Origin of the sequence: Streptomyces luteireticuli, assembly GCF_041519305.1 — a bacterium.
In the GTDB taxonomy this organism is placed as follows: domain Bacteria; phylum Actinomycetota; class Actinomycetes; order Streptomycetales; family Streptomycetaceae; genus Streptomyces; species Streptomyces luteireticuli.
On record NZ_CP167927.1, the window covers coordinates 1,745,456 to 1,767,103 of the forward strand.

Here is a 21,648-nt window from a genome sequence, read left to right on the forward strand (position 1 = left end):
TCCTCTCGGCCCGCCATGTCCCTGTCCCGTCTCGCAGAAAGAGCCGCCGTCCGTGTCGGAGCACTCCTCTCCCGCTCACGCCCGCAGACAGGCCGCCCACGTCGCGCTGGACGACGACGCGACGCTGCACGCCATGGGCTATCCGCGCAAACTCACCCGCCGTTTCCGGGCGTTCGACAACTTCGCCATCTCGTTCACCATCATCAACATCATCTCGGGGATCTTCTCCTCCTTCGGCTTCGGCATGGGCGCCGGCGGCCCCCGCGTCCTGGTCTTCGGCTGGATCGGCGTCTCGGTGATGGTGCTGTTCGTCGGCGCCTCGATGGCCGAGATCGCCTCGGCCTACCCGACCAGCGGGGCGCTGTACTTCTCCGCCGGCAAGCTCGCCAAGCGGCACAAGGGCGCCTGGTCCTGGTACACGGGCTGGCTCAACTTCATCGGCCAGGTGGGCGGTACGGCCGCCACCGACTTCGCCGCCGCCACCTTCATCCAGTCCTTCGTGGCGCTGCAGTGGCCCTCCTACCACCCGACGGCGCCGCAGACCGTGGGCATCACCGCGGTGATCCTCCTGCTCCAGGCCCTCGCCAACACCTATACGGTGCGCCTGGTCGCCATCCTCAACCGGATCTCGGTGTGGTGGCTGCTGATCGGCCTGGTCGTCATCGTCGCCGCGCTGGTCGCGGTGCCCGCGGACCACCAGTCCGCCGGTTTCGTCACCCACTTCGTCAACAACACCGGCTTCTCGAACGCCGTCTACGCCGGGATGCTCGGACTGCTCGTCACCAGCTGGACGTTCACCGGTTTCGACGGCAGCTTCCACATGTCCGAGGAGACCGTGCAGGCCACCGTCAACGCTCCCCGGGGCATCGTGCGGGCCGTCGGCTTCTCCGCCCTCACCGGGCTGGTCCTGATGCTCGCCCTGGTCTATGCCATCCGCGACTACGCGGCCGAGGCCGCCGCCGAGGCACCGCCGGTGCAGATCCTCATCGACGCGCTCGGCCTGTCCACCGCCAAGCTGCTGCTGCTCGTCGTCATCGGCGCCATGCTCTTCTGCGGCCTGGCCAACATGACCAGCAACACCCGGCAGATCTTCGCCTTCTCCCGCGACGGGGCGATGCCCGGCTCCCGGCTGTGGCACTCCGTCTCCCCGCGCACCCGCACCCCCGTCAAGGCCGTGTGGCTGGCCGCCGCGTGCGCCCTGGTGCTGGTGGTGCCCGGCTGGTGGTCGCACGTCGCCTTCACCGCCGTCGTCAGCATCAACGTCGTCGGCCTCTTCCTCGCCTACGGCGTGCCGATCTTCCTCCGGCTGCGGCTGGGCGACGACTTCCGGCCCGGCCCCTGGAACCTGGGCCGCTTCGGCCGGCCGGTGGCGGCCGTCGCCGTCGTGTGGATCGTCCTGAGCAACATCCTCTTCATGCTCCCCCAGGCGTCCCCCATCACCGCCGAATCGTTCAACTACGCGCCGATCGCCCTCGTCGTCGTCCTCGTCATCGCCACCGTCTGGTGGTTCGCGGCAGCCCGCCGCCGCTTCAAGGGGCCGGTCAGCTACGGCAGTCCGGACGAGGTGGCCGCCATGGACCTGATCTAGACACGGAACACCCGGAATACGGAATACGCGGAACACATGGAACACGCGGAATACGGAGTCACGGAATGAGCATCACCCTCGCCCCCGCCACCCTCGACGACTGGCAGCAGATCGTGGCCTGGACGAACGCCGAGGGCTGGAACCCCGGTCACGGCGACGCGGCCTGCTTCCTGCCCACCGACCCGGCCGGCTTCTTCGTGGGCCGCGACGACGACGGCCGCATCCTCTCCTCCATCTCCATCGCCAACCACTCCCCCGACTTCGCCTTCCTCGGCTTCTACCTCGTCGCCCCCGGCCACCGCGGCCGCGGCCTGGGCCTCGCCACCTGGCGCTCCGCCTTCCCGCACGCGGGCACCCGGACCGTGGCCCTCGACGCCGTCCCCGCCCAGCGGGAGACGTACCGCCGCTCCGGCTTCGTCCCCGCCCACACCACCGTCCGCTGGACCGGCCGCCCCTCGGGCGCCCCGGCCCCCGCCGACGTCGTCCCCTTCTCCCCCGACCACCTCGACGCGGTCGCCGCCTACGACCGCCGCTCCTTCCCCGCGGACCGCCGCGGCTTCCTCGCCCGCTGGCTCACCGCCCCCGGCCGCACCGCCCGGCTGCGCCTGCGCGACGGCCGCGTCACCGGCTACGGCACCCTCCGCCCCGCCCAGGACGGCCACCGCGTCGGCCCCCTCTGCGCCGACACCCGCGACGACGCCGAGGCCCTCCTCGACTCCCTCACGGCCCACCTCTCCCCCGAGGAAACCGTCCACCTGGACATCCCGGAACCCAACACCTCCGCCACCGCCCTGGCCCGGGACCGCGGTTACGCCCCGGGGTTCTCGACGTCCCGCATGTACGCGGGACCGGCACCGGCGACCCCGCTGGAGGGGGTGTACGCGGTGGCGAGCCTGGAGCTGGGGTAGGTGTCCTCACCCGGCCGCGAACGTCCCCCGCACCGCGTCCGCGACCTCCGGCAGCCGCCAGTACGCCGAGTGCGTCCACAGGCCCGCGCTCGCCGTGTGCGGCAGCGGGACGTCGACGGGCGGCGTGCCGTCGGCGAGGCGGAAGACACGGGAGGCCGCGAAGGCGAGGGCGTCGAGGGGCTGCCACAGGTTGGTCCAGCGGGCGAGGGAGCGGGGCAGGGGGACCGGCTCCTCGCCTGCGTAGGGCGGCAGTTGTCCGCCCCGGGGGTCGCACAGGTGGAAGTAGGCGGGCTGGGAGCCGAAGGTGAGGAGGGACGACGTCCACAGCGGGTCCGCCGCGGTGGCCATGTCGACGGCGATCACTCCGCCGAGGCTGTGCGCGGCCACGCGCACCGGGTGCTCCGGGTCGCGGCCCAGCCCCGGGGCCACCGCGTCGATCCGTTCGCGCACCCGGGCGTGGATCGCGGCGCGGTGCCGCTGGTAGACCAGCACGTCGCCGAGGAAGCGGGTGGCTCCCGGCCCGTAGTGGGCGCGCAGTTGATGGTTGACGCGGCCGGCGACGGCCTGGACGGCGGCACCCGCGACGCGGTCCAGGTCGTGCAGTCTGCGGCGGAGGAGGGGGCGGAGCCCCTTATCGTCGCCTGGGCCGCGCAGTCCGGCCCAGGAGTCGTCGGTCCCCTCCTCCAGGACGGCGGCGGCGAGGGCCGTGCCCGTCGCCCGCAGCAGACCGGGGTCGTCGACGAGGGCCAGCCACCGGGCCGTGGGCCAGAGTTCGGCCAGGGCGGCCAGGACGTCGTCGGGGTCCGGGTGACCGCCGGGGCCCCGCAGGCCGTCGTCGGCGGCGCCCATGGCGGCGCGGAGCGCGTCCGCCAGCGCGGCCGGTGGTTCCCCCTCGTCCCGGAGCAGAGCGGAGACGGGGGTTGAAGCGGAGGGGCCGAAGAGGGACTCCAGCACGGCCATGGACTCCTCCGCGTCCGGCGGTACCTCCTCCACGTCCCTCAACCCGGTGTCCCGCGCGGGCCGTTGGCGCGGCAGCGCCAGGTCCACGAAGCGGTCGTCGGCCCCGAGGTCCCCCCAGTACACGGGGACCAGGGCGAGGCCGGTGGCGGTCCGGAGACCGGCGACCGTCCGGGCGAAGTCCGCCTCGTCGCGGTTGCCGACGCCGTGGATCACAAAGACGGGCTCGTCCATGTCGCTCCTCATGTCCGGGGGTTCACGCGGGCCGCGGGACTGCCGTACACCGCGTAGGCCAGCCATGTCGGATCGCCGCCCGTCCGGTCGCGGACGGACCGGCGGGCCTGGATCGACGCCTGCCCGAGCGTGAGCCGCTGGGACACCAGGCCGAAGTAGAAGATGTCCGCGAAGGCGAGCGCCGAGTCCGAACGCACCGGCCACAGCGAGCCGATGAACGCGCCCGCGCCCGCCCGGAGGAACTGCGGCGCCCACCCCAGGCTGCTGGAGAACCAGTCGATCCCGCCCGCACTGCGGCAGGCGTTGAAGAACACCAGCGGGCGCGTGCGGCGCAGGGCGCCCGACTGCGTCGCATAGGCGAGGTCGATCGGGTCGAACGCGCCGTCGCTCATCTTCACGGACGAGCCGGCGTCGGTGAAGGAGTTGTGGCAGGCGAAGTGCAGGAGACCGGCGAGCCCTTGGTCGATCAGGCCGGTGACGGCCGACTGCTCGGCCAGGACGCCGCCGTCGGCGACCCCGCGGCCGAGCGTCCGCCGCACCTTCTCGACCTCGCGCGCGGCGTCGACCGGCGACCCGGGCGGTACGACATAGGTGGCCCGGGGCAGATCGAGCTCCCGGATCCGCTCCTGCCCGAACACCCGGCGCACCACCGGCAGCCACTCGGCGAGGAAGCCGTCGCCCTCGCTCGCGCCGTCCAGCGGGTACAGCAACTCCCAGGGGACGAGGTCGTGTTCGCCGAGCACGGTGAACGACGAGATCCGCCCGGCCTCGGCCCAGAACTGCCGCCGCACGGCGTCCGGAACGGCCGCCGACCACAACTGCACGCCCAGATTGCGCAGCCGTCTGCGGGCCGCGTCGCCGTCCCCCGGCCCGGCCTTCCCGGCGGCGGCCGCCATCCTGCGCAGCTCCTCGTAGATCCGTTCCGTCGGCCCCCGGGGGTCGCCCGCGAGCAGCCGGAAGGACTCGGGCGCGTAGCAGCGTTCGCTGAGCAGCTGGAAGCTGTACGAACCGTCCGCGCCCCGGAGGACCTGGAGGGTCACCTCGCCCGGGTCGAAGGCCACGGTCGGCAGCCGTACCTCGCGTGTCGGTCCGTCCCGGGTCGGCGTGTCGTCCTCCACGGAGATCTGGGTGCGCAACTCGCCCAGGAATGTGCCGCCGTGGAAGGCCCGTACGGTGACGGTGTGCAGCCCGGTGCGGGTGGTGCGCAACCCGAAGCGGAGGACGTCGGAGTCGCGGCCGGGCGTGACGAGCAGCTCCTGCTGGAGGTCGCCGAGCGCGAGCAGCGCGGGCGCGTGCACGGTGATCAGCAGCCGGGCACCGTCGGGCGGGACGGCGAAGGCCCGGAGGGTGACGCCGGGCGCGGCGAGGTCGCGGACGATCCGCACATGCAGGGGGACGTCGCGGCCGGGGGACGCCTGTTCGGCGAGTTCGACGGTGAGGCGGTGGGGTTCGTCGGAGGGAGCCGGGGACGGGAACGGCCGGGGCCTGGACCGGATGCTGCGGACGGAAGTCCGGTACTGTGCCGAGAAGCTCGCCTCGTCCTGCCCGGGATACGGAGTGCTCGCCGTCGGCAGGCCCCCCAGGGAATCCGCCGACGGGGATCCCGACGAAGGAGGCGAGGCGCTCGCGGGACGTGGGGGGCGGCTCCTCGGGGGAGCCGAGTGCGGGACGTCCCGCTCCGGCCGGGCCGGCTCGTCCAGCACGTTTTCGAGGTAGGGAAGAACGCCCGACCGCATCAGCTCGTCCAGCCACGCCCGGCGCGCCGCGGCCACCGACTCGGCGTATTCCGCGGCCGGTTCCGCCGTGTCGGACGCGGCACGCCGCTCCCGCACGAAGCGGGGCAGGGACACCGCCCCCACCGCCACACCGGCCGACAGCACCCCGACCCACGTGGACCAGTGAACCCCCCGCGCGGCCCCGTCGACGACCCCCGCGACGACGGCCCCCGCGACAGCGACCGGCACTTCTCTCAGCGCCCTGGGCCGGCCTCGGGGCTCGGGACCGCGCCCTGCGGCCGTCCGCACGTCCACGTACCGGCGGTACTGGGCGTCCGCGCACGCGGCGATCTCGTTCCGCGCGGCATAGGCCCGGACGCGCAGCGCCGCGGCGGTCGGCCTCCGCCTGCGCGGGACGGCCAGCACCACCCGCAACGCCTCGTCGAGAACGCTCTCGAACTCCGCCCGGTCCTCGGGCCGCAGCAGTTCCCCGTTGCCCAAATCGGACCCCCCGTATCCTCGGTCCCGGCCTCCGCAGCGTACGCCGCGCTCCCCACGCGAACGGCGAATTCCCCCAACTCACGGAATCCGGAACCCGATAAACCGGTTGCCGCGATCCGTAGCATCGAATTCATGACCGACACAGATGCCTTGCTGGCCGCCTACGACGCCCAGATGCGCGGCACCCCGCCCGCCCTCCCCGCCGGTGTCCGCTGCGAACAGGACGGTCCCGTCCTGCGCGTCGTCGGCGACGTCCGCGGCTTCGTCGCCGCGCCGCGCGACACCGGGCTGCGCGGCACGGATCTCGACGAACTGCTCGCCCGGCAGCGGGACTTCTACGGAGCGCGCGGCGAGCCCGTAGAGTGGAAGCACCACACGCACGACCTCCCGGCCGACCTCCCCGAGCGGCTCCGCGCCGCCGGCTTCGAACCCGAGGAGCCCGAGACCGTCCTCATCGGCCGCGCCGCCGACGTGGCGGCACCGCCCGTCCTGCCCGAGGGCGTCGTCCTCCGCCGGGTCACGGAGGACGCGGACATGCGCCGCATCGCCGCGATGGAGACGGCCGTCTGGGACGAGGACTGGTCCTGGATCGGCGACGACCTGATCGCGCGTACCGCCGCCACTCCGGACGACCTCGTCGTCATGGTGGCGGAGGCGGGGGACGAAGTGGTCTCCGCCGCCTGGCTCGTCCACCACTCCGGCAGCGACTTCGCGAGCCTCTGGGGCGGTTCGACGCTCGCCGCCTGGCGGGGGCGCGGGATCTACCGCGCGCTGGTCGCCGCCCGCGCGCGGCTTGCCGTGGCGCGGGGCGTCACGTACCTGCAGGTGGACGCCTCGGACGACAGCGCGCCGATCCTGCGGCGGCTGGGGTTCACGGCCGTGACGACGACCACGCCCTACGTCTGGTCGCCGCGTACCATGCGGGCGTGATCGCCTATGCACCAGCAGTCCTGTTCCTCGTCCTCTTCGCCGTCGGCGTGCTGCGCGACCGACGGCGCTTCAGCAACGCCGTATATCTGGGACTCGCCTGCATATCCCTGCTGTTCACGCTGGCCGCGGTAGCGCACCGCGGCCACCCCGGGGTGGGGTGGTTCCTGGCCGCCCTCGTGCTGCTGGTCCCCTTCCTCGGCGCCTTCGTGCTCCCGGCGTTCCTGGTCGCCAACGGCGTGAAGATGATCCGCAAGGAGGGGCGCAGCCCGGCGAACCTGCTGTCGTTCCTCGTCGGCATCGGCATCTTCGGCCTCATCGGGCTGATGGTGGCGGCCGTCTTCACCCGGTCCGCCGGTCTGGCCGCGGCGACCGGCACCCTGCTCCTGATCGCCGCCTATGTCTCGTTCCTCTTCTTCTGCTTCATCGGCTACGCGTTCCTCTACGGGCGGCTGCGGCCGCGCCGCGACGCCGACTTCGTTGTCGTCCTCGGCTCCGGCCTGATCGGCGGGGAGCGGGTGCCGCCGCTGCTTGCCAGCCGGCTGGAGCGCGGCCGGAAGGTGTACGAGGCGCAGGCGGCGCGCGGCAGGGCGCCGATGCTCATCACGTCCGGCGGCCAGGGCCCCGACGAGAAGCTGCCCGAGTCCCACGCGATGGCGAACTACCTCACCGAGCGCGGTTTCCCCGCCGAGCACGTGCTGCGCGAGGACCGCTCCCGTACCACCGAGGAGAACCTCGAGTACAGCAAGGCGATCATGTCGGCCGCCGTCCCCGGCTACAAGTGCGTCATCGTCACCAACAACTACCACGCCTTCCGGGCCGCGCTGATGGCCCGCAAGACGGGCGTCAACGGCCAGGTGGTGGGCTCCCCGACGGCCGCGTACTTCTGGCCGAGCGCGACGATCCGGGAGTTCGTGGCGGTGTTCCTCCAGCACAAGCTGGTCAACTTCTCGATCTGCGGGGTGGTCGCGCTGTTCGGCGTGCTGGGCCGGCTGCTGGCGCGCTGACCGGTTCTTCCGCCGCATGGCGGAGGTGGCTCCGCCCCGGGGACGACGCCCTGGGTGGAGCCGCCGTCGAGGCTGGGACTCCTCGGACAGGAAGAGGAGTTCTCCGTGGGACGACGGGCTCGGGTGGGCCGACGGGATCTGGTGGGCCGCGCGGGTGCGTACGGAGCGGCCCTGGCGATGGCCCCCTATCTATTGATCAAGGTGACCTGGGTCGTCGGCTCGCCGGCCGGCCTGCTGCCCGTCGGTGCCGGGTTCGACCTTGCGGGGTGGGTGGTGCTCAACGCGGTCACCATCGGTATGGCGGGCCTGGGAATCGCGGTGGCCCTGGCGCTGGTGCGGCCGTGGGGGATGCGGATCCCGGGGCCGCCGGTGGTGTTCGTGGCGTGGGTGGGGACGGGCTTCCTCGTCCCGATGCTGCCGTACGCGATCGTGGACCTGCTCCTCGGAACCCCCTCGGGCAGCGGCGACGACGCCGGCGCGTCGATGCCGGCCTGGGAAGCGACCCTCGTCCAATGCAGCTTCGTCGGCATGGGGTTGGGTCTGCTCGTCGCCCTCCCCGCATATCTGCGGCGCCGCCGGCCGCACGCCTTCGCCGGTGGCCGGCGGAGCGCCCCCTGGCCCGCCGTCGCGGCCGCGGCGGTGGGCGCGGTGTGGCTGTACTGGGCGGCGGGCGGCACGGCGGGCGTCGCGCACCCCGGCGAACGCGGCGCCAACTGGCATGCGCTGAACGCCGTATGCGGCACCTGGGCCGCCCTGGCCGCCGCGGCGGCCACCCTCCTCACCGGCCGTACCCGGCTGGTCCTGGGCTGGCTCGGCTCGGGATCCCTCTTCGCCTGGAGCGGCTGGAAGCTGCCGTTCACGCTGTACGTGGCGGCGGCGGGGCGGGCGGACGCGTCGCTGCCGGAGGATCTGGCCGTGGGCGGATCGCTGCACGTGGCGGCGGTGCTGTCGGGCGTGGCCCTGCTGAGGGCCCTCGTGCGCCCCGACCAGGCCCCGGACAGCTCATGGTCCACCCCGGCCGACCGCCCCGACGACCGTCCGTCACCCGCCCACTGATCACACAGCCCCGGATCACCAGGGGCGCGGCTCCCGGGCGCGTGAGGGCCTCGTCGTTCCTTTCCTTGCCGGATCACCCTCCCGGCGGCCGGAGCAGAAGCCGTCAAAGCCGGGCCCCCGCCGCCCCCTTTGGCAGAGTTCTCCCATGAGCAATCTCGACCTCAAGCCCTCCCCCACCCTCTGCGGCGGCCGGGAGGACGTGACCGCGCGGCCCGTCCACGAGCTGCTGCCCTCCAAGAACGTGCCGCTCGGCGAGAGCACCGTCGTACGGAGGCTCCTGCCCAGCATCAGGCGGCGCATGATCGGGGCATGGTGCTTCGTCGACCACTACGGGCCGGACGACATCGCCGACGAGCCGGGCATGCAGGTGGCACCGCACCCGCACATGGGCCTGCAGACGGTGAGTTGGCTGCACGACGGGGAGGTGCTGCACCGGGACAGCCTCGGGAGTCTGCAGACCGTGCGGCCGAAGGAGCTGGGGCTGATGACGTCCGGGCGGGCCATCGCGCACTCGGAGGAGTCGCCGCGCGAGCACGCCCGGCTGCTGCACGGGGCGCAGCTGTGGGTGGCGCTGCCGGACGCGCACCGGCACACGGAGCCGACCTGGGAGCACCACGCGGAACTGCCCCGGGTGACCCACCACGGCATCGACGCGACGGTCGTCCTCGGGGAGCTGGACGGCGCCGCGTCCCCCGGTACGGCGTTCACGCCGATCGTCGGCGCGGATGTCACGCTGCCTGCGGGGGCGTCCGGACGCCTGCCCATCGAGCCGGACTTCGAGTACGCCGCGCTGACGATGTCCGGCGAGGCCGAGGTGGACGGCGTCCGGCTCGCGCCCGGCTCGCTGCTCTACCTCGGCTGCGGACGGCGTGAACTCCCGCTGCGGGCCGACGTGGACAGCTCGTTCATGCTGCTCGGCGGCGAACCGTTCGAGGAACACCTGGTGATGTGGTGGAACTTCGTGGGGCGCAGCCATGACGAGATCGCGCAGGCGCGGGAGGACTGGATGACGGGGGAACGGTTCGGGGAGGTCAGGGGGTACGACGGTGCCCCGCTGGCCGCTCCCGCGCTTCCGCCGGTGCCCCTCAAACCACGAGGACGGGCCCGCTGACCCACGCCGGGGCGCTATTCGGCACGAGGACGCAGCCCCGCCTCGAAGCGCCCGCGCACCGTCGCGACGAACAACTCGTGTATCTGTTCCGGCTCCAGGTCGCCGAGGCCGGGCGGTACGGGCACCCCGGCGAGGGCGAGGACGTCGGCCGGGGGCATGGCGCCCTTGGCCTGGTTGCAGGGTTCGCAGGCCAGGACGACCCCGCCGGACGCCCCTTTGGGGCGTATGCATATGGGCACGACGTGGTCGAGGGTCATCTGCGCCTCGCGCAGAAAGATCATGCCGCAATAGAAACAGGAGTTGCCGTCGCGGCGGAGGATGCGACGACGCTGGAACAGTCGGCCCATGCCCGGATCGTAAACCCGTGGCCGGCTCCGGCCGGCCCGCTTCTGCGGCTCCGCCCGCCGCGTGAGCGAACATTGATCGAAGATGAACGGCACTGATCTGTCGGCGGGTTCGCGCGACGCATGAACATACCGCGGACGGTACGCCCCCACCGCCCGGACGTCGACCGGAGCCCCCGATTCACTTCCGTACCGCAGGAAGGGAATTCATTCATGTTTGGCCGGGGCCCTCCATGATTCCCCCTGATCCGGCGCGAGTCGCTCCCGAGAGAAACGAATCTCCGCACCTTTCACATGGCGCACGCCCCCGGGGCGCAACGCTTCACGCGCCGGAGAAAAGCGCCGAACGCGCACCCACGGCGCACTCTTGCCCTCCCCGCATATTCATTGCGTTGTTGCGATTGTCCTACTTACTTTGGGTGCTGCGCGGGCCACCCGCTCAAGGCCCGCAGCACAGGCGCCTGTTGATCGTTTCGTCCCCACGAGAACGAAGGAGAACGCCATGACGTACGAGCGTCCCACCATCGCCAAGGCCGGCAGCTTCCGCAAGGTGACCGGTATCAAGAACACCGGCCCGAAGGACGTTCTCGGCGGCAAGCAGCTCCTCTGACCTCCGACGCGGGCTGAGCACCACGGGCCCTAGCCGAGAGGGCCCGTAAGACCGGGTGGCGGCGTCCGGCCGCCACCCGGTCCCCTGTCCGCGCACCGCCGACCGAAGGCCGAGACCCATGGAGCAGCAGTCCCTGTCCCTCCGGACCGTCCCCGCCTGGTTCGTCGTCCTGCCCGACACCGACGCGGCCGCGCCCCTCGCCCGCGCGGCGCTCCCCCACGCGCACCGGACCCTGTGCCACGCCTCGGGAAGGCCCTGGATCGTGGGGCGTTGGGCACCGGACGCCATGACCGTGGGCGGACACGGGAGCACGCGCGTCGCGGTGACCGGCGAGCACGCCGTCACCCCGCGGCAGGCCGCCCGGGCCGCCGCGGCCGTCACCCGCGCCGGCTCCCTCGGCGCGCTGGACCGCGCCGCCGACTGGCCCGGCAGCTTCCATCTCATGGCCAGCGGCCCCGGCGGCGTCCGCGTACAGGGCTGCGCGGTGGGCCTGCGCCGGGTCTTCCACACCACCGCCGGGCGGGTGGGCGTGGCCGCCGACCGCGCCGACGTCCTCGCCGAGCTCGTCGGCGCCGGACTGGACGAGGGCCGCGTCGCCCTCACGATGCTGACGCCCGGCACGCCGTACCCCTGGGCGGGGAGCCCCCTGTGGCGGGGCCTGCTGGCCGTCCCGGGCGGCCACAGTCTGACCGTGTGCCCCGACGGGCGGGCCCGCACGGCGCGTTGGTGGTCGCCGCCCGATCCGGTCCTCTCCCTCGCCGAGGGGGCGGTCCTGCTGCGCGACGCGCTCGCCGAGGCGGTCGCGATCCGCACCCGGGGGCACGGTCCGGTCAGCACGGACCTGGGCGGCCTCGACTCGACGGCCGTGTGCTGCACGGCCGTACGCGGCGGCGCCGAGGTCGTCGCCTACACCGCCGCCCTCCACGACACGGCCGGCGACGACGTGTACTGGGCCGAGCGGACCGTCCGGGCACTGGACGGCGTCGAGCACCACGTCGTACCCGCCGGCGATGTGGCCCTGACCTTCGACGGGATCGACGCCCTCACCGACATCCTGGACACGCCCAGCATCATCACCGTCGACCGCAACCGCCGCATGGGCATCGTGGAACGGGCCGCGGCCCGTGGATCCCGCCTGCACTTCACCGGTCTCGGCGGCGACGAACTCCTGGCCGGCACACCCGCCCGGCTGCACGCGCTGCTGCTCACCCGCCCCCGCACCGCCGTCCGTTCCGTCCGGGGATACGCCGCCAAGTACCAGTGGTCGCGCCGGGGAACGCTGCGCCAGCTGCTCGACCGGCGCCCGTACCGGTCCTGGATCGACCGGGTCGCCCGCGACCTGACGGCACCACCGGCCGCCGAGGACGAGCCCCTGCTCGACTGGTCGGTCCCCCCGCGCATGCCGCCCTGGGCCACGGACGACGCCGTGGCCACCGTCCGCGAACTCCTGCGCGCCGACGGGCCTGTACGCCCGCGCGGCAGGAACCACGGCGAGCACCGCGAACTGGTCGCCATGGACGGCATCTCCCAATGGGCCCGCCACATCGGGCAGATGGCGGCCCCGCTGGGCATCGCCGTCTCCGCCCCCTACTACGACGCCCGCGTCATCGGTGCCGCCCTCGCCGTCCGCCCCTCGGAACGCATCACCCCCTGGCGGTACAAGCCGCTCATCGTCGAGGCCATGCGCGGCATCGTCCCCGAGACCAGCCGCACCCGCGCCACCAAGGCGAACGCCACCTTCGAGGAGGAGGCCGGGCTGCGCGGCCACCGCCGGTCCCTGCTGGCCCTCTGCGAGGACGCGCGGCTGGCCCGGCTCGGTCTCGTCGATGGACGCGTCCTGCGCGACTGGTGCCGCCGCTTCCTCCCGGCGGAGACCGAGAGCGGTCTGCTCCACCCGACGATCTCCTGCGAAGTATGGCTGCGCTCCCGGGAGCTGACCCCCAGCCCCGCGACCGTCAAGGGAAGGTGACCGACATGCTCACGCTCAAGCCCGGTGTCCTGCTGACCGAGACCGAGTACGGCATGGCCCTGCTCGACGAGAAGAGCGCCGAGTACTGGACGCTCAACCCGACCGCCGCGCTCGTCCTGCGCACCCTGCTCGACGGGCACGGCACCGAGCGGGCGGCCGAGCTCCTGACCGTGCGGTACGAGGACGTGGACCCGGACACGGCCGCCGAGGACGTCCACCGCGTCGTCGAGGACCTGCGCTCCGCCGGGCTCGTCGCCCCCTGACTCCCGCCGGAGGTTCGCGTGTCGACGCATGAAGCACTCCCCTACGACCCCCGCTCCGTCCCCCTCGGCCGCCGTCTCGTGGCACGGCTCGCCGTGGGAGGCGCCCGGCTGCTGACCCTGCTGCCGCCGCACCGGATCCGCGCCGTCCTCGCCCGGCTGCGCGGCGACGTACCGCACGCCACGCTCACCGAGGCGAGTGCCGCACGGGAGACGGTGCTCGCCGTGAGCCTGACGGCCGGCGGGCAGAAGGGCTGTCTGACCCGGTCCCTCGCCACGGCGCTGCTGTGCCGTTGGGACGGCCGGTGGGTCACCTGGTGCGTGGGCGTGCGCACCCGGCCGCCGTTCGCCGCGCACGCCTGGGTGGAGGCCGACGGCGTGCTGGTCGGCGAGGGCGCGCCGGCCGATTACTTCCAGCGGTTCTTCGGCGTGGAGTGAGCGATGACCGTCGCGCCCCCCGTCGAGGCCGCTCGCGCGAAGCCGGCCGCCCCCGCCCGTCCGGGACACCGGGCCCTGCTGGCACTCCTGCGCCCGCAGCGCGGCCGCATGGCCGCGGGCGTCGTCGTCGGCCTGGCGGGCAGCGTCCTGGGTCTGGCCCAACCCCTCGCGGCAAAGCGCGTGGTGGACGACATGGGCCGGGGGCACCCGGCCGCAGGGCCCGTCCTGCTCCTCAGCCTGCTGGTGGTCGCCGGGGCCGTGCTCGCGGGGCTGGGGTACTACGTCCTGCAGTGCTCGGCCGAGTCCGTCGTCCGCACCGCCCGCGGCCGGCTGGCCCACCGTCTGCTGCGGCTGCGCGTCCCCGTGGTCGAGAACACCGAACCGGGCGATCTCATCGCCCGGTTGACCTCCGACACGACGCTGCTGCGCCAGACCGCCCCGCTGGCGGTGTCCGCCGCGGTCAACGGCACGCTGGTGACGGTGGCGACCGTCGTCATGATGGGGCTGCTCGACCCCGTCCTGCTGTGCGCGACCCTGGCGGTCGTCGCCTTCGTCGGCGTCCTCGTCGCGGTCGTCGCTCCCCGGATCGGCCGGGCCACCCGTGACACCCAGGACGCGGTGGGGCGCCTCGGGGCCGCGCTGGAACGGGCGTTGGGCGCCTTCCGTACGGTGAAGGCGTCCGGCGCCGAACGTCAGGAGACCGAGGCGCTGGAGCGCGCCGCCGAGCTGGCCCGGCGCACGGGGGTACGGGCCGCCGCCTGGGAGTCGGTCTCCGCCACGGCGACGGCCGTGGTGCTCCAGATCTGCTTCCTGGTGGTGCTGGGGCTGGGCGGCGCCCGGGTCGCGTCCGGGGCGACCGGCGTCTCCACGCTCGTCGCGTTCCTGCTGTACCTCTTCGCGCTCGCCCCGCGGATCGGCCAAGTGGTGGAAGGTTTGAGCCAGTTCCAGGTGGCGTCCGCGGCCGCGGCCCGCCTCTCGGAGGCGGAGGGGCTGGAGGCGGAACGGGTGGAGGGTGCCGCGGATCCGGGCCCGCCCGTCGCCGTGGCCTTCCGGGAGGTCTGTTTCGCCTACCCCCGGTCCGGGGCGCGCCCCGTCCACCGCGGGGTCTCCTTCGAGATTCCCGCCCGCGGGCTGACGGCCTTCGTCGGGCCGTCCGGCGCGGGCAAGACGACGCTGCTGTCGCTGATCGAGCGCTTCTACGAGCCGGGTTCGGGACGCGTCCTGCTGGACGGCGAGGACGTACGGCACTGGCCCCTGGCCCGGCTGCGGGCCCGCATCGGCTACGTCGAGCAGGACGCCCCCGTGCTCGCCGGCACGCTGCGCGACAACCTGGCGTTCGGCACGGCGGGTTGCTCCGAGGCGGACATCGCCCGGGTCCTGCGCCTGACCCGCCTGGACGAGGTGACCGCCCGCCTGCCCGAGGGGCTCGGCACGACGGTCGGCCACCGCGGCTGCCGCCTCTCCGGCGGTGAGCGCCAACGCGTGGCGGTCGCCCGGGCGTTGCTCCGCCGCCCCGGCCTCCTGCTCCTGGACGAGGCCACGTCCCAGCTGGACGCCGCGAACGAGGCGGCGCTCCGCGACACGATCTCCGCCGCCGCCCGGGACACGACGGTGCTGGTGGTGGCCCACCGGCTGTCGACCGTGACGACGGCGGACCGGATCGTGGTCATGGAGGAGGGCCGGGTACGGGCCGTCGGCCCGCACCGGGAGCTGATGGCCCGGGACGAGCTGTACGCGTCGCTGGCGCGGACGCAGTTGCTCAAAAGCTGAGGCTCAGCTGCTCAAAAGCTGAGGCTCAGACCAGTGTGCGGCCGAACAGGTCCAGCAGCGCCACCCAGTGGCGTTCGGCGGCCTCGGCGTTGTAGGCGGCGGTGTCGGCCTGGGTGAAGCCGTGTTCGGCGCCGGTGTAGACCTCGCAGCGGTGGCGCACGCCCGCCGCGGTGAGGGCCTCCTCCAGGCGGTCGATCTGCTCGGGCGGCAGGGCCTCGTCCTGGTCGGCGTGGCCGAAGTACAGCTCGGCGGCGACGCGGCCGGCGAGCAGGTGCGGGCTGTCCGGCGCGGCACTGGCCAGGTAGGCGCCGTGGAAGCCGGCCGCGGCGGCGACCCGGTCCGGGTAGGTGCCCGCGGTGCGCAGGGCGAGACCGGCTCCCATGCAGTAGCCGGTCACACCCACCGGACCGCCCGTGGTCAGCGGGGAGTCGGCCAGCCAGCGCAGATAGGCGTCGGCGTCGCGCATCGCCAGGTCCGGCGTCAGGGACAGGAAGACGGGCCCGATCTTCTCGAAGATCTCCGGACGGTCCTCCGGGCCGATGAAGTCGGGCAGTTCGACCACCGGTGCCCGCCCGTGGCGGTGGTAGAGGTTGGGCACCAGGACGGCGTAGCCGGCCGAGGCCAGCCGGTCGGCCATCTTCTTCAGGTGCGGGCGGAGCCCGAAGGCGTCCATGTAGAGCAGGACGGCGGGGTAGGGGCCGGGGCCGCCGGGGTGCGCGAGATAGGCGTCGGCGGTGCCGTCGGGGGTGGGAATGTCCACCATCGATCCATGTGCAGTGATCATCTGCAGCTCCCTCTTCGCGGTGAATTGACGTAGGTGCCCAGGGGAAGCGCCCCGGAACCACGGCCAGGGTCAAGATCGTAGTAGGTGGGCACCCGGCGGTTCCCGGGAGAGCCCGGGGATCCGGCCACCGCGCCCCCGCGCGCCTCGCGCACCGTTCCCCCGGCGGCCGTTCCGGTTTCCGTCCGCTTCCCCGGGCGCAGGATCGTAGGGGGGCCGCGCGGCGGAGGGGGAACGGCGATGACCGTGATAGTCGGACTCGTGCACGACGGACGGGTGCACCTGGGCGGGGACTCGGCCGGGGTCTCCGGTCTCAGGATCACCGTCCGCCGGGACCCGAAGGTCTTCCGCAACGGCCCCTACGCGATGGGCTTCACCACCAGTTTCCGCATGGGGCAGTTGCTGCACCACGCGTTCGAGGCGCCCCGGCCCGAGGGCGACTTGGACCGGTTCATGACCACCGTCTTCGTCGACAGGCTGCGCGCCTGCCTCAAGGCGGGCGGGTGGGCGCGCAAGGACGAGGAGCAGGAGCAGGCCGGGACGTTCCTCGTCGGGGTGCACGGCCGGCTGTTCGCCGTCTACGACGACTACCAGATCGCCGAACCCGCGGACGGCTACGCGGCCGTGGGGTGCGGCGGCGAGTTCGCCCTCGGCGCGCTGCACGCCACCGCGGGGCTGGACCTCAAGCCGCGCAAGCGGCTGGGGCTGGCGCTCGCCGCCGCGGGCCACCACAGTGCCGGGGTCGCGGGGCCGTTCGGCTATGTCACCGCGCGGAAGGGCACTGCCTAGAGGACGGCCTGGTCCGGTCCCGCCTCCAGCCTGGTGATCGCCGCACGGCAGGCCGCCGTGAAGCGGCGGAACGTGTCGTTGGTGCTCTTCGCCCGCCCCTGGCGGGTGAAGGAGCCGAACATGCCCTGCCGCAGCTCCGTGGTGAGCTCCAGCTGGCCGCCCTTGCCCAGCAGGGTGCGATTGCAGATGTTGTCGGGGTCGTCGCCGCCCAGGTCGGGGACCTCGGCGCCGTCGACGGTCCGGAATCCCGCGGCGCGGAGCTCCTCGTGCAGATGGCGCCGGAAGTCGGTGTTGCGCCCGCCGACCACCACGGCCTCGGGGCGGGAGGCGGGGGCGCCGGCCTGGGCGGCGGTGCAGCCGTGCAGGCTGAGGACGTTGAGGCTGCCGGCGGCCAGGGCGAGGGCGACGCGGTCGTCGCAGTGCCGGGAAGTGACGTGCAGCTCGCGGTTGTCCGCGTTCCGGATGCCCTCGAACATCCAGTAGTCGTGGACGGGCCCGTCGGCCTGCGCCCGTTCCAGGGTGGCGGGGTGGTAGCCGGCGATGGCGAGGCAGAGTTCGGACGTACCGGCCTCGATGCCGCCGCCGTGCGGGGCCAGGACGGTCGTGCGGTGGAAGGGGAAGCGCGCTTCGGCGCTCGCGTCGGCCATCTCGTGCCGCTTGTAGCGGCGGGCGTAGTCGGTGCCCTCGCCGTCCGGGAGCCGGGTGTACAGGTCGGTGTTGGACGCGTAGACGTCACCGGCGGCCGTGGCGCGGGCGGTTCCCGCGCCGAGTGCGGAGAGCAGGGGCGTCGCCGCGAGGGCGGTGAGGAGGGTTCTGCGGCTGGTGCGGGGGCGCTGCGGCGTCGACGGGGACATACGGTTCCATTACGTTTGCTTGACCGGTTGTTGACCGTCAAGTCTCCCCTCGGAAGCGGCCGGAGGTCAAAGCCGGAGGTCGAAGCCGGAGGTCAAAACACTCTCTCAGCGGCCCAACCACCGCACCTCGTACGGGCTGAGGGACAGCGACTGCCCGTCCACCCGGGCCGCGACGGGCCGGCGCTCGGTGTTGACGACGAGCACGGCCGCGTCGTCGGCGAGGGCCCGGATCCTGGCACCGTGCCCCGCGGTGGCGGACACCGGCCGGAAGGCGCTGCCCGGCGGGAACTCGCGGGCGAAGCGGCGGAGCAGCCGGGCCATGGGCAACTCCTCGCCCCCGTCGCGCAGATGGGTGCTCCGCCAGAGGCAGCCCGGGCAGTCTCCCCCGGTCCGCTGCGGGTTCCAGTAGAAGGCGGCCGACGCCCCGCCCGACGCCAGCTGCATCAGGGCGGTCGCCTGCACGGCGGTGCGGTGCTGCTCGCTCCAGCCGTCCCGGCCGCCCGGCCGGTCGTCCTCGGCGGGCGGCTCGACGTACCACTCGGCCCACCACACCGGAAGGCCGGTGACGCCCCTCAGCCAGCGGGTGACGTCGGCGAACTTCCCGGTGGCGGCGAACTCGTCGGGGATCGTCCGGTGGCCCTCGCGGGTGTAGCTCGCCCCGTCGACGACGACGAAGTCGGCGCCCGCCTTGTGCGCGTTCCAGTAGCGGACGACGTCGGCGGAGCGCCGGTCGAGCCCGCCCCAGGGGCCGCGCAGTTCGGGCGAGCGGTCCTCGTCGCCGGGCGGGTCGTGGTCGACGACGACGTACGGACCGCCGACGAGGCTCCGCGGGTTCTGCTTCTTCAGCTCGGCGAAGACAAGGTTGTACAGCTCGGTGTACCCCTCGTAGTTCCAGCGGTTCCGGCGGTCGTCCCAGAAGCCCTTGAGCTCGTTCCACACGAGGAAGTGCCGGATGTCCGGATAGCGGCGGGCGATCGTGCCCGCGAGCCGGGCGAAGTCCTTGTAGTGACGGCGGTCGGGGGCGGTCTCCAGCCGGGACCAGTCGGTGCGCCCCTTCCGCCCGCCCTTCATCCAGTCCGGGGCGCCGCACAGGGTGAGGACGGGGACGGCGCCGGTGGCCCGCATCAGGGCGACGCGCTCGTCGAGGGCCTCGAAGTCGTACCGCCCGGGCGCCGGTTCGGGGTTCTCCGCGCCCCAGCCCATGATGTGCTGGTTCTGCGGCAGGGGCCGCAGGGAGAGCAGGCCGGCGGCCCTGCGCGTGGCCTCCGGCGCGCCGTGGTCCGCGCTGTGCTGGGTGTGGGTGAAGCCCCATCCCGGCCGCACGTCGTCGTCGTTCCGGACCCCCTCCGGCGACGCGCCGCCGCCCGGCCGGCCCGAGGCCACCGTCAGCGGCAGGGCGGCCAGGGCCACCGCGCCGCACGCACCGAACAGGGCCGTGAACGGCCGTCGCCCTTTGCCCTCGTGTCGTCCCACGGCATCCAAGAATAGGCGGCATCGTCCGGATTTCCCCCGCGCACGCGCCCCGGACCGGAGCGAACATCCGTACGCGCGGCGGGACTTGTGGTGCGCGCGGGCGGTGCCCCGCTCACTCGGAAGTCGGCTCCTCCTCCTGGAGGGTGCGGTGGCGCGCCCACGCCCGCAGTTCCGCCCGCGTGGAGAAGCGCGCGACGTTGCGGTCGATCCCGCCGTCGATGTCGTACTGGTGGAACGTCCACGCGTGCCGCACCCCCGGCCGGCCCGCCGCGTGCTCGGGGTCGGCGATCCACAGGCCGTCGCCCGCGTTGCTCGTGGTGTCGCGGTGGAACCAGAAGTCGCGGTTGCAGTAGAGGACGACGCGGTGGCCCCGGGCCCGGTCGCGGACGTGGGCGATCCAGCGGTCCTTGTCGGCACAGGGGACGCCGGTGTGCTCCCAGTCGAGGGCGAGGATGTCGCCCTCGCGTAAGGCGATCTTCCCGAGGAAACGATCCGCCTGGGCGGACATCGAGCCCGGGGTCACGAAGTGGTAGTAGCCGACGACGAGACCGGCCGAGCGCGCGTGCTCGCGCTGCGCGACCCAGCGGGGGTTGGTGTACGACATGCCCTCGGTGACCTTGACGAAGGCGAAGTCCTGGCCCTGGACGGGGTAGTTGCTGCTCTGGTAGCTGCTGACGTCGACGCCGTGAAGCATGGCGGACCCCTTATTGCCTGCCGATGTTTGCGTGTACATGACGCAGTATCGACGTGCGGCCGCGCTTCGGCGAGCCCCCTGGCAGACTGGCGACCGTGACGGTCAAAGGTGTGCTCTTCGATTTCTCCGGGACCCTGTTCCATATCGAGTCGCCCGTATCGTGGCTGGGGGCGGCCGTCGCGCGATGCGGCCTCGGCGGCACGCTCGGCGAGGACGAACTCCACCGCGTCGCAGGGGAGTTGTCCACTGCCGGAGCGCAGCCGGGCGGGGCACCGCCACGCGAGGTGCCCGCGCACCTGACGGAAGTGTGGGCACAGCGCGACCGCAGCGCGGCGGAGCACCGTGCGGCATATCTCGGGCTGGCCCGGGAAGTGTCCCTGCCTGCGCAGGAGCTCTACGAGGCACTGTACGCACGGCACATGGAGCCGGCGGCGTGGCACCCGTACCCCGACGCGGCCGCCGTGCTCACCGCCCTGCGCGGGCGCGGCGTACGGATCGCCGTGGTGAGCAACATCGGCTGGGACCTGCGCCCGGTCTTCCGTGCGCACGGGCTGGACGAGTTCGTGGACGCGTATGTGCTGTCGTACGAGCACGGTGCGCAGAAGCCGGATGCGCGGCTGTTCGCGGCGGCGTGCCGGGAGATCGGGTTTCCGCCCGGGGATGTGCTGATGGTCGGGGACAGTCCGGAGGCGGACGGGGGTGCGGGGCGGTTGGGGTGCGCCGTGCATCTGGTGGAGCCGTTGCCGGTGACGGAGCGGCGGGAGGGGTTGGGGGCGGTGCTGGGGTTGGCGGGTGCGGGTGGATAGGGGGCGCGGTGGGCCGTCGGGCCGGGCTGACGCGACCCGGGTATGGACGATGGAACCATGCGGCCCTCGTGACCGGCCGGTACCCGGGCGACCAGCATCGGGTCACACCCTGCGGCGCTCCCGGGAAGTGGCTGGTGGCGGACTCTGTCCGTAAGGGCGGATGGCCTCCATGCCCGTAGTGCCCTTTCCTCCGCTGCTGTTCGAGCCAGACCGGCCCCAAGGCGGAACCCTTGGCGATCAAATCCCAACTGTCCTGTTGCCGAGTAAGTTTGACTATCAGACGAGATAGTTCGCACGCCCCATGTCGTCGATTTCGAGGGGGCCTTCAGGGATGATGCAGAACTCATTGCCCTCGGGGTCCGCCATCACCAGGAACCCGCCGCCCGCGTACTGCTCCAGCCTGCGGCCGCCAAGCATCTCGACCCGTTGCTGCTCGACAGCGGGATCGGGAGAGGTGACGTCAAAGTGCATCCGATTCTTACTCGACTTGGGTTCGGCGGTTTGCTGAAAACCCAGCCCCAGGCCGTCTTCCCGCCGCAGCCAGACGTACGGGCCCATACGGGCCACGATCGGCCTACCAAGCAGTTCAGACCAGAACGTAGCGAGCCGCTCGGGATCCGTGGCATCAACGATGAGGGTATTGATCCGCATAGGTGAGTGCGTCATGCCCCGATCCTCTCAAGCGGGCCCAGCGCCACTCAGCGGCGGCCTTGACCGGCGGAAATCAAGCTCGGTTGCATCCGCCCAGGTGCGACGGCACAGGACACCAACGATAAGAAACAAGCCTTATCCTGTGCCTGATGATCTGTGGGAGCGCATAGCCCCGCTGCTCCCGGGGGGAAGGCGGCAGTCTGCA

The 21,648-nt window shown here is 72.9% G+C and carries 21 protein-coding genes; 13 read left to right on the top strand and 8 right to left on the bottom strand.

From position 1 onward, the window contains the following. Nucleotides 1-133: 133 nt before the first annotated feature. Both AB8735_RS07090 and AB8735_RS07095 read left to right on the top strand, forming a co-directional pair. A complete protein-coding gene (locus AB8735_RS07090) occupies nt 134-1,588 on the top strand; it encodes an amino acid permease (protein WP_372411788.1) in 1,455 nt (484 codons plus the stop codon). A gap of 65 nt (nt 1,589-1,653) precedes the next feature. Beyond that, on the top strand, nt 1,654-2,496 hold the full coding sequence (locus AB8735_RS07095) for a GNAT family N-acetyltransferase (RefSeq protein ID WP_344032632.1): 843 nt from the start codon (nt 1,654-1,656) through the stop codon (nt 2,494-2,496). Nucleotides 2,497-2,502: 6 nt separating this feature from the next. On the opposite strand, the gene AB8735_RS07100 is transcribed toward AB8735_RS07095, so the two are convergent. Together AB8735_RS07100 and AB8735_RS07105 are read right to left on the bottom strand one after the other, a co-directional pair. Continuing rightward, complete coding sequence (locus tag AB8735_RS07100; RefSeq protein WP_372406130.1) at nt 2,503-3,687, bottom strand: hypothetical protein; 1,185 nt, start codon at nt 3,685-3,687, stop codon at nt 2,503-2,505. Nucleotides 3,688-3,695: 8 nt separating this feature from the next. Further along, the gene (locus AB8735_RS07105) at nt 3,696-5,903 is read right to left on the bottom strand and encodes a CHAT domain-containing protein (protein WP_372406132.1); all 2,208 of its coding nucleotides are present in this window, start codon (nt 5,901-5,903) and stop codon (nt 3,696-3,698) included. Nucleotides 5,904-6,035: 132 nt separating this feature from the next. Between AB8735_RS07105 and AB8735_RS07110 the strand changes: the two genes are divergently transcribed. The 4 genes from AB8735_RS07110 (at nt 6,036) to AB8735_RS07125 (ending at nt 10,004) form a co-directional block, all read left to right on the top strand. After that, complete coding sequence (locus tag AB8735_RS07110; RefSeq protein WP_372406134.1) at nt 6,036-6,833, top strand: GNAT family N-acetyltransferase; 798 nt, start codon at nt 6,036-6,038, stop codon at nt 6,831-6,833. Further along, nucleotides 6,830-7,837 (top strand): ElyC/SanA/YdcF family protein, encoded by a 1,008-nt coding sequence (locus AB8735_RS07115; RefSeq protein WP_372406136.1) that lies wholly within the window; start codon nt 6,830-6,832, stop codon nt 7,835-7,837. Before AB8735_RS07110 ends, AB8735_RS07115 begins: the two co-directional genes overlap by 4 nt. A 105-nt stretch (nt 7,838-7,942) precedes the next feature. Further along, complete coding sequence (locus AB8735_RS07120; protein WP_372406137.1) at nt 7,943-8,893, top strand: hypothetical protein; 951 nt, start codon at nt 7,943-7,945, stop codon at nt 8,891-8,893. A 145-nt stretch (nt 8,894-9,038) separates the two neighbouring features. Then, a complete protein-coding gene (locus AB8735_RS07125) occupies nt 9,039-10,004 on the top strand; it encodes a pirin family protein (protein WP_372406139.1) in 966 nt (321 codons plus the stop codon). Nucleotides 10,005-10,018: 14 nt separating this feature from the next. Here the strand turns inward: AB8735_RS07125 and AB8735_RS07130 are convergent, their stop codons facing one another. Further along, complete coding sequence (locus AB8735_RS07130) at nt 10,019-10,351, bottom strand: HNH endonuclease (RefSeq protein WP_344032644.1); 333 nt, start codon at nt 10,349-10,351, stop codon at nt 10,019-10,021. 499 nt (nt 10,352-10,850) lie between these two features. Between AB8735_RS07130 and AB8735_RS07135 the strand changes: the two genes are divergently transcribed. The 5 genes from AB8735_RS07135 to AB8735_RS07155 all read left to right on the top strand — a co-directional run bounded on the left by AB8735_RS07135 (nt 10,851) and on the right by AB8735_RS07155 (nt 15,395). Next, entirely contained in the window at nt 10,851-10,958 is a 108-nt protein-coding gene (locus AB8735_RS07135) for a keywimysin-related RiPP (RefSeq protein WP_372406142.1), read from the top strand. Nucleotides 10,959-11,076: 118 nt separating this feature from the next. After that, entirely contained in the window at nt 11,077-12,927 is a 1,851-nt protein-coding gene (locus tag AB8735_RS07140) for a lasso peptide isopeptide bond-forming cyclase (RefSeq protein ID WP_372406144.1), read from the top strand. 5 nt (nt 12,928-12,932) lie between these two features. Beyond that, nucleotides 12,933-13,190, top strand: a complete 258-nt coding sequence (locus AB8735_RS07145; RefSeq protein ID WP_344032650.1) for a lasso peptide biosynthesis PqqD family chaperone — start codon at nt 12,933-12,935, stop codon at nt 13,188-13,190. Nucleotides 13,191-13,208: 18 nt separating this feature from the next. Continuing rightward, the gene (locus AB8735_RS07150) at nt 13,209-13,625 is read left to right on the top strand and encodes a lasso peptide biosynthesis B2 protein (protein ID WP_372406145.1); all 417 of its coding nucleotides are present in this window, start codon (nt 13,209-13,211) and stop codon (nt 13,623-13,625) included. A 3-nt stretch (nt 13,626-13,628) separates the two neighbouring features. After that, complete coding sequence (locus AB8735_RS07155; protein WP_372406147.1) at nt 13,629-15,395, top strand: ABC transporter ATP-binding protein; 1,767 nt, start codon at nt 13,629-13,631, stop codon at nt 15,393-15,395. A gap of 25 nt (nt 15,396-15,420) precedes the next feature. Here AB8735_RS07155 and AB8735_RS07160 read toward each other — a convergent pair whose 3' ends face one another. Continuing rightward, complete coding sequence (locus AB8735_RS07160) at nt 15,421-16,179, bottom strand: dienelactone hydrolase family protein (RefSeq protein WP_372406148.1); 759 nt, start codon at nt 16,177-16,179, stop codon at nt 15,421-15,423. A 237-nt stretch (nt 16,180-16,416) separates the two neighbouring features. Here AB8735_RS07160 and AB8735_RS07165 point away from each other — a divergent pair, with 237 nt between their 5' ends. Continuing rightward, nucleotides 16,417-16,965, top strand: a complete 549-nt coding sequence (locus tag AB8735_RS07165) for a hypothetical protein (protein WP_372406150.1) — start codon at nt 16,417-16,419, stop codon at nt 16,963-16,965. Here AB8735_RS07165 and AB8735_RS07170 read toward each other — a convergent pair. The 3 genes from AB8735_RS07170 to AB8735_RS07180 form a co-directional block, all read right to left on the bottom strand. Further along, on the bottom strand, nt 16,962-17,819 hold the full coding sequence (locus AB8735_RS07170) for a poly-gamma-glutamate hydrolase family protein (protein ID WP_372406152.1): 858 nt from the start codon (nt 17,817-17,819) through the stop codon (nt 16,962-16,964). The two genes, AB8735_RS07165 and AB8735_RS07170, sit on opposite strands and share 4 nt — an antisense overlap. Before the next feature lie 105 nt (nt 17,820-17,924). Further along, nucleotides 17,925-19,292 carry a xylan 1,4-beta-xylosidase gene (locus AB8735_RS07175; RefSeq protein WP_372406154.1) on the bottom strand — a complete coding sequence of 456 codons (1,368 nt, stop codon included), beginning with the start codon at nt 19,290-19,292 and terminating at the stop codon, nt 17,925-17,927. A gap of 112 nt (nt 19,293-19,404) precedes the next feature. After that, the gene (locus tag AB8735_RS07180) at nt 19,405-19,986 is read right to left on the bottom strand and encodes a glycoside hydrolase family 25 protein (protein ID WP_372406155.1); all 582 of its coding nucleotides are present in this window, start codon (nt 19,984-19,986) and stop codon (nt 19,405-19,407) included. A 95-nt stretch (nt 19,987-20,081) separates the two neighbouring features. Here AB8735_RS07180 and AB8735_RS07185 point away from each other — a divergent pair, with 95 nt between their 5' ends. Next, on the top strand, nt 20,082-20,792 hold the full coding sequence (locus AB8735_RS07185; protein ID WP_372406156.1) for an HAD family hydrolase: 711 nt from the start codon (nt 20,082-20,084) through the stop codon (nt 20,790-20,792). Between the two features lie 276 nt (nt 20,793-21,068). Here the strand turns inward: AB8735_RS07185 and AB8735_RS07190 are convergent, their stop codons facing one another. Then, nucleotides 21,069-21,458, bottom strand: coding sequence for a VOC family protein (locus AB8735_RS07190; RefSeq protein WP_344032668.1), 390 nt, complete (start codon nt 21,456-21,458; stop codon nt 21,069-21,071). Nucleotides 21,459-21,648 lie beyond the last annotated feature (190 nt).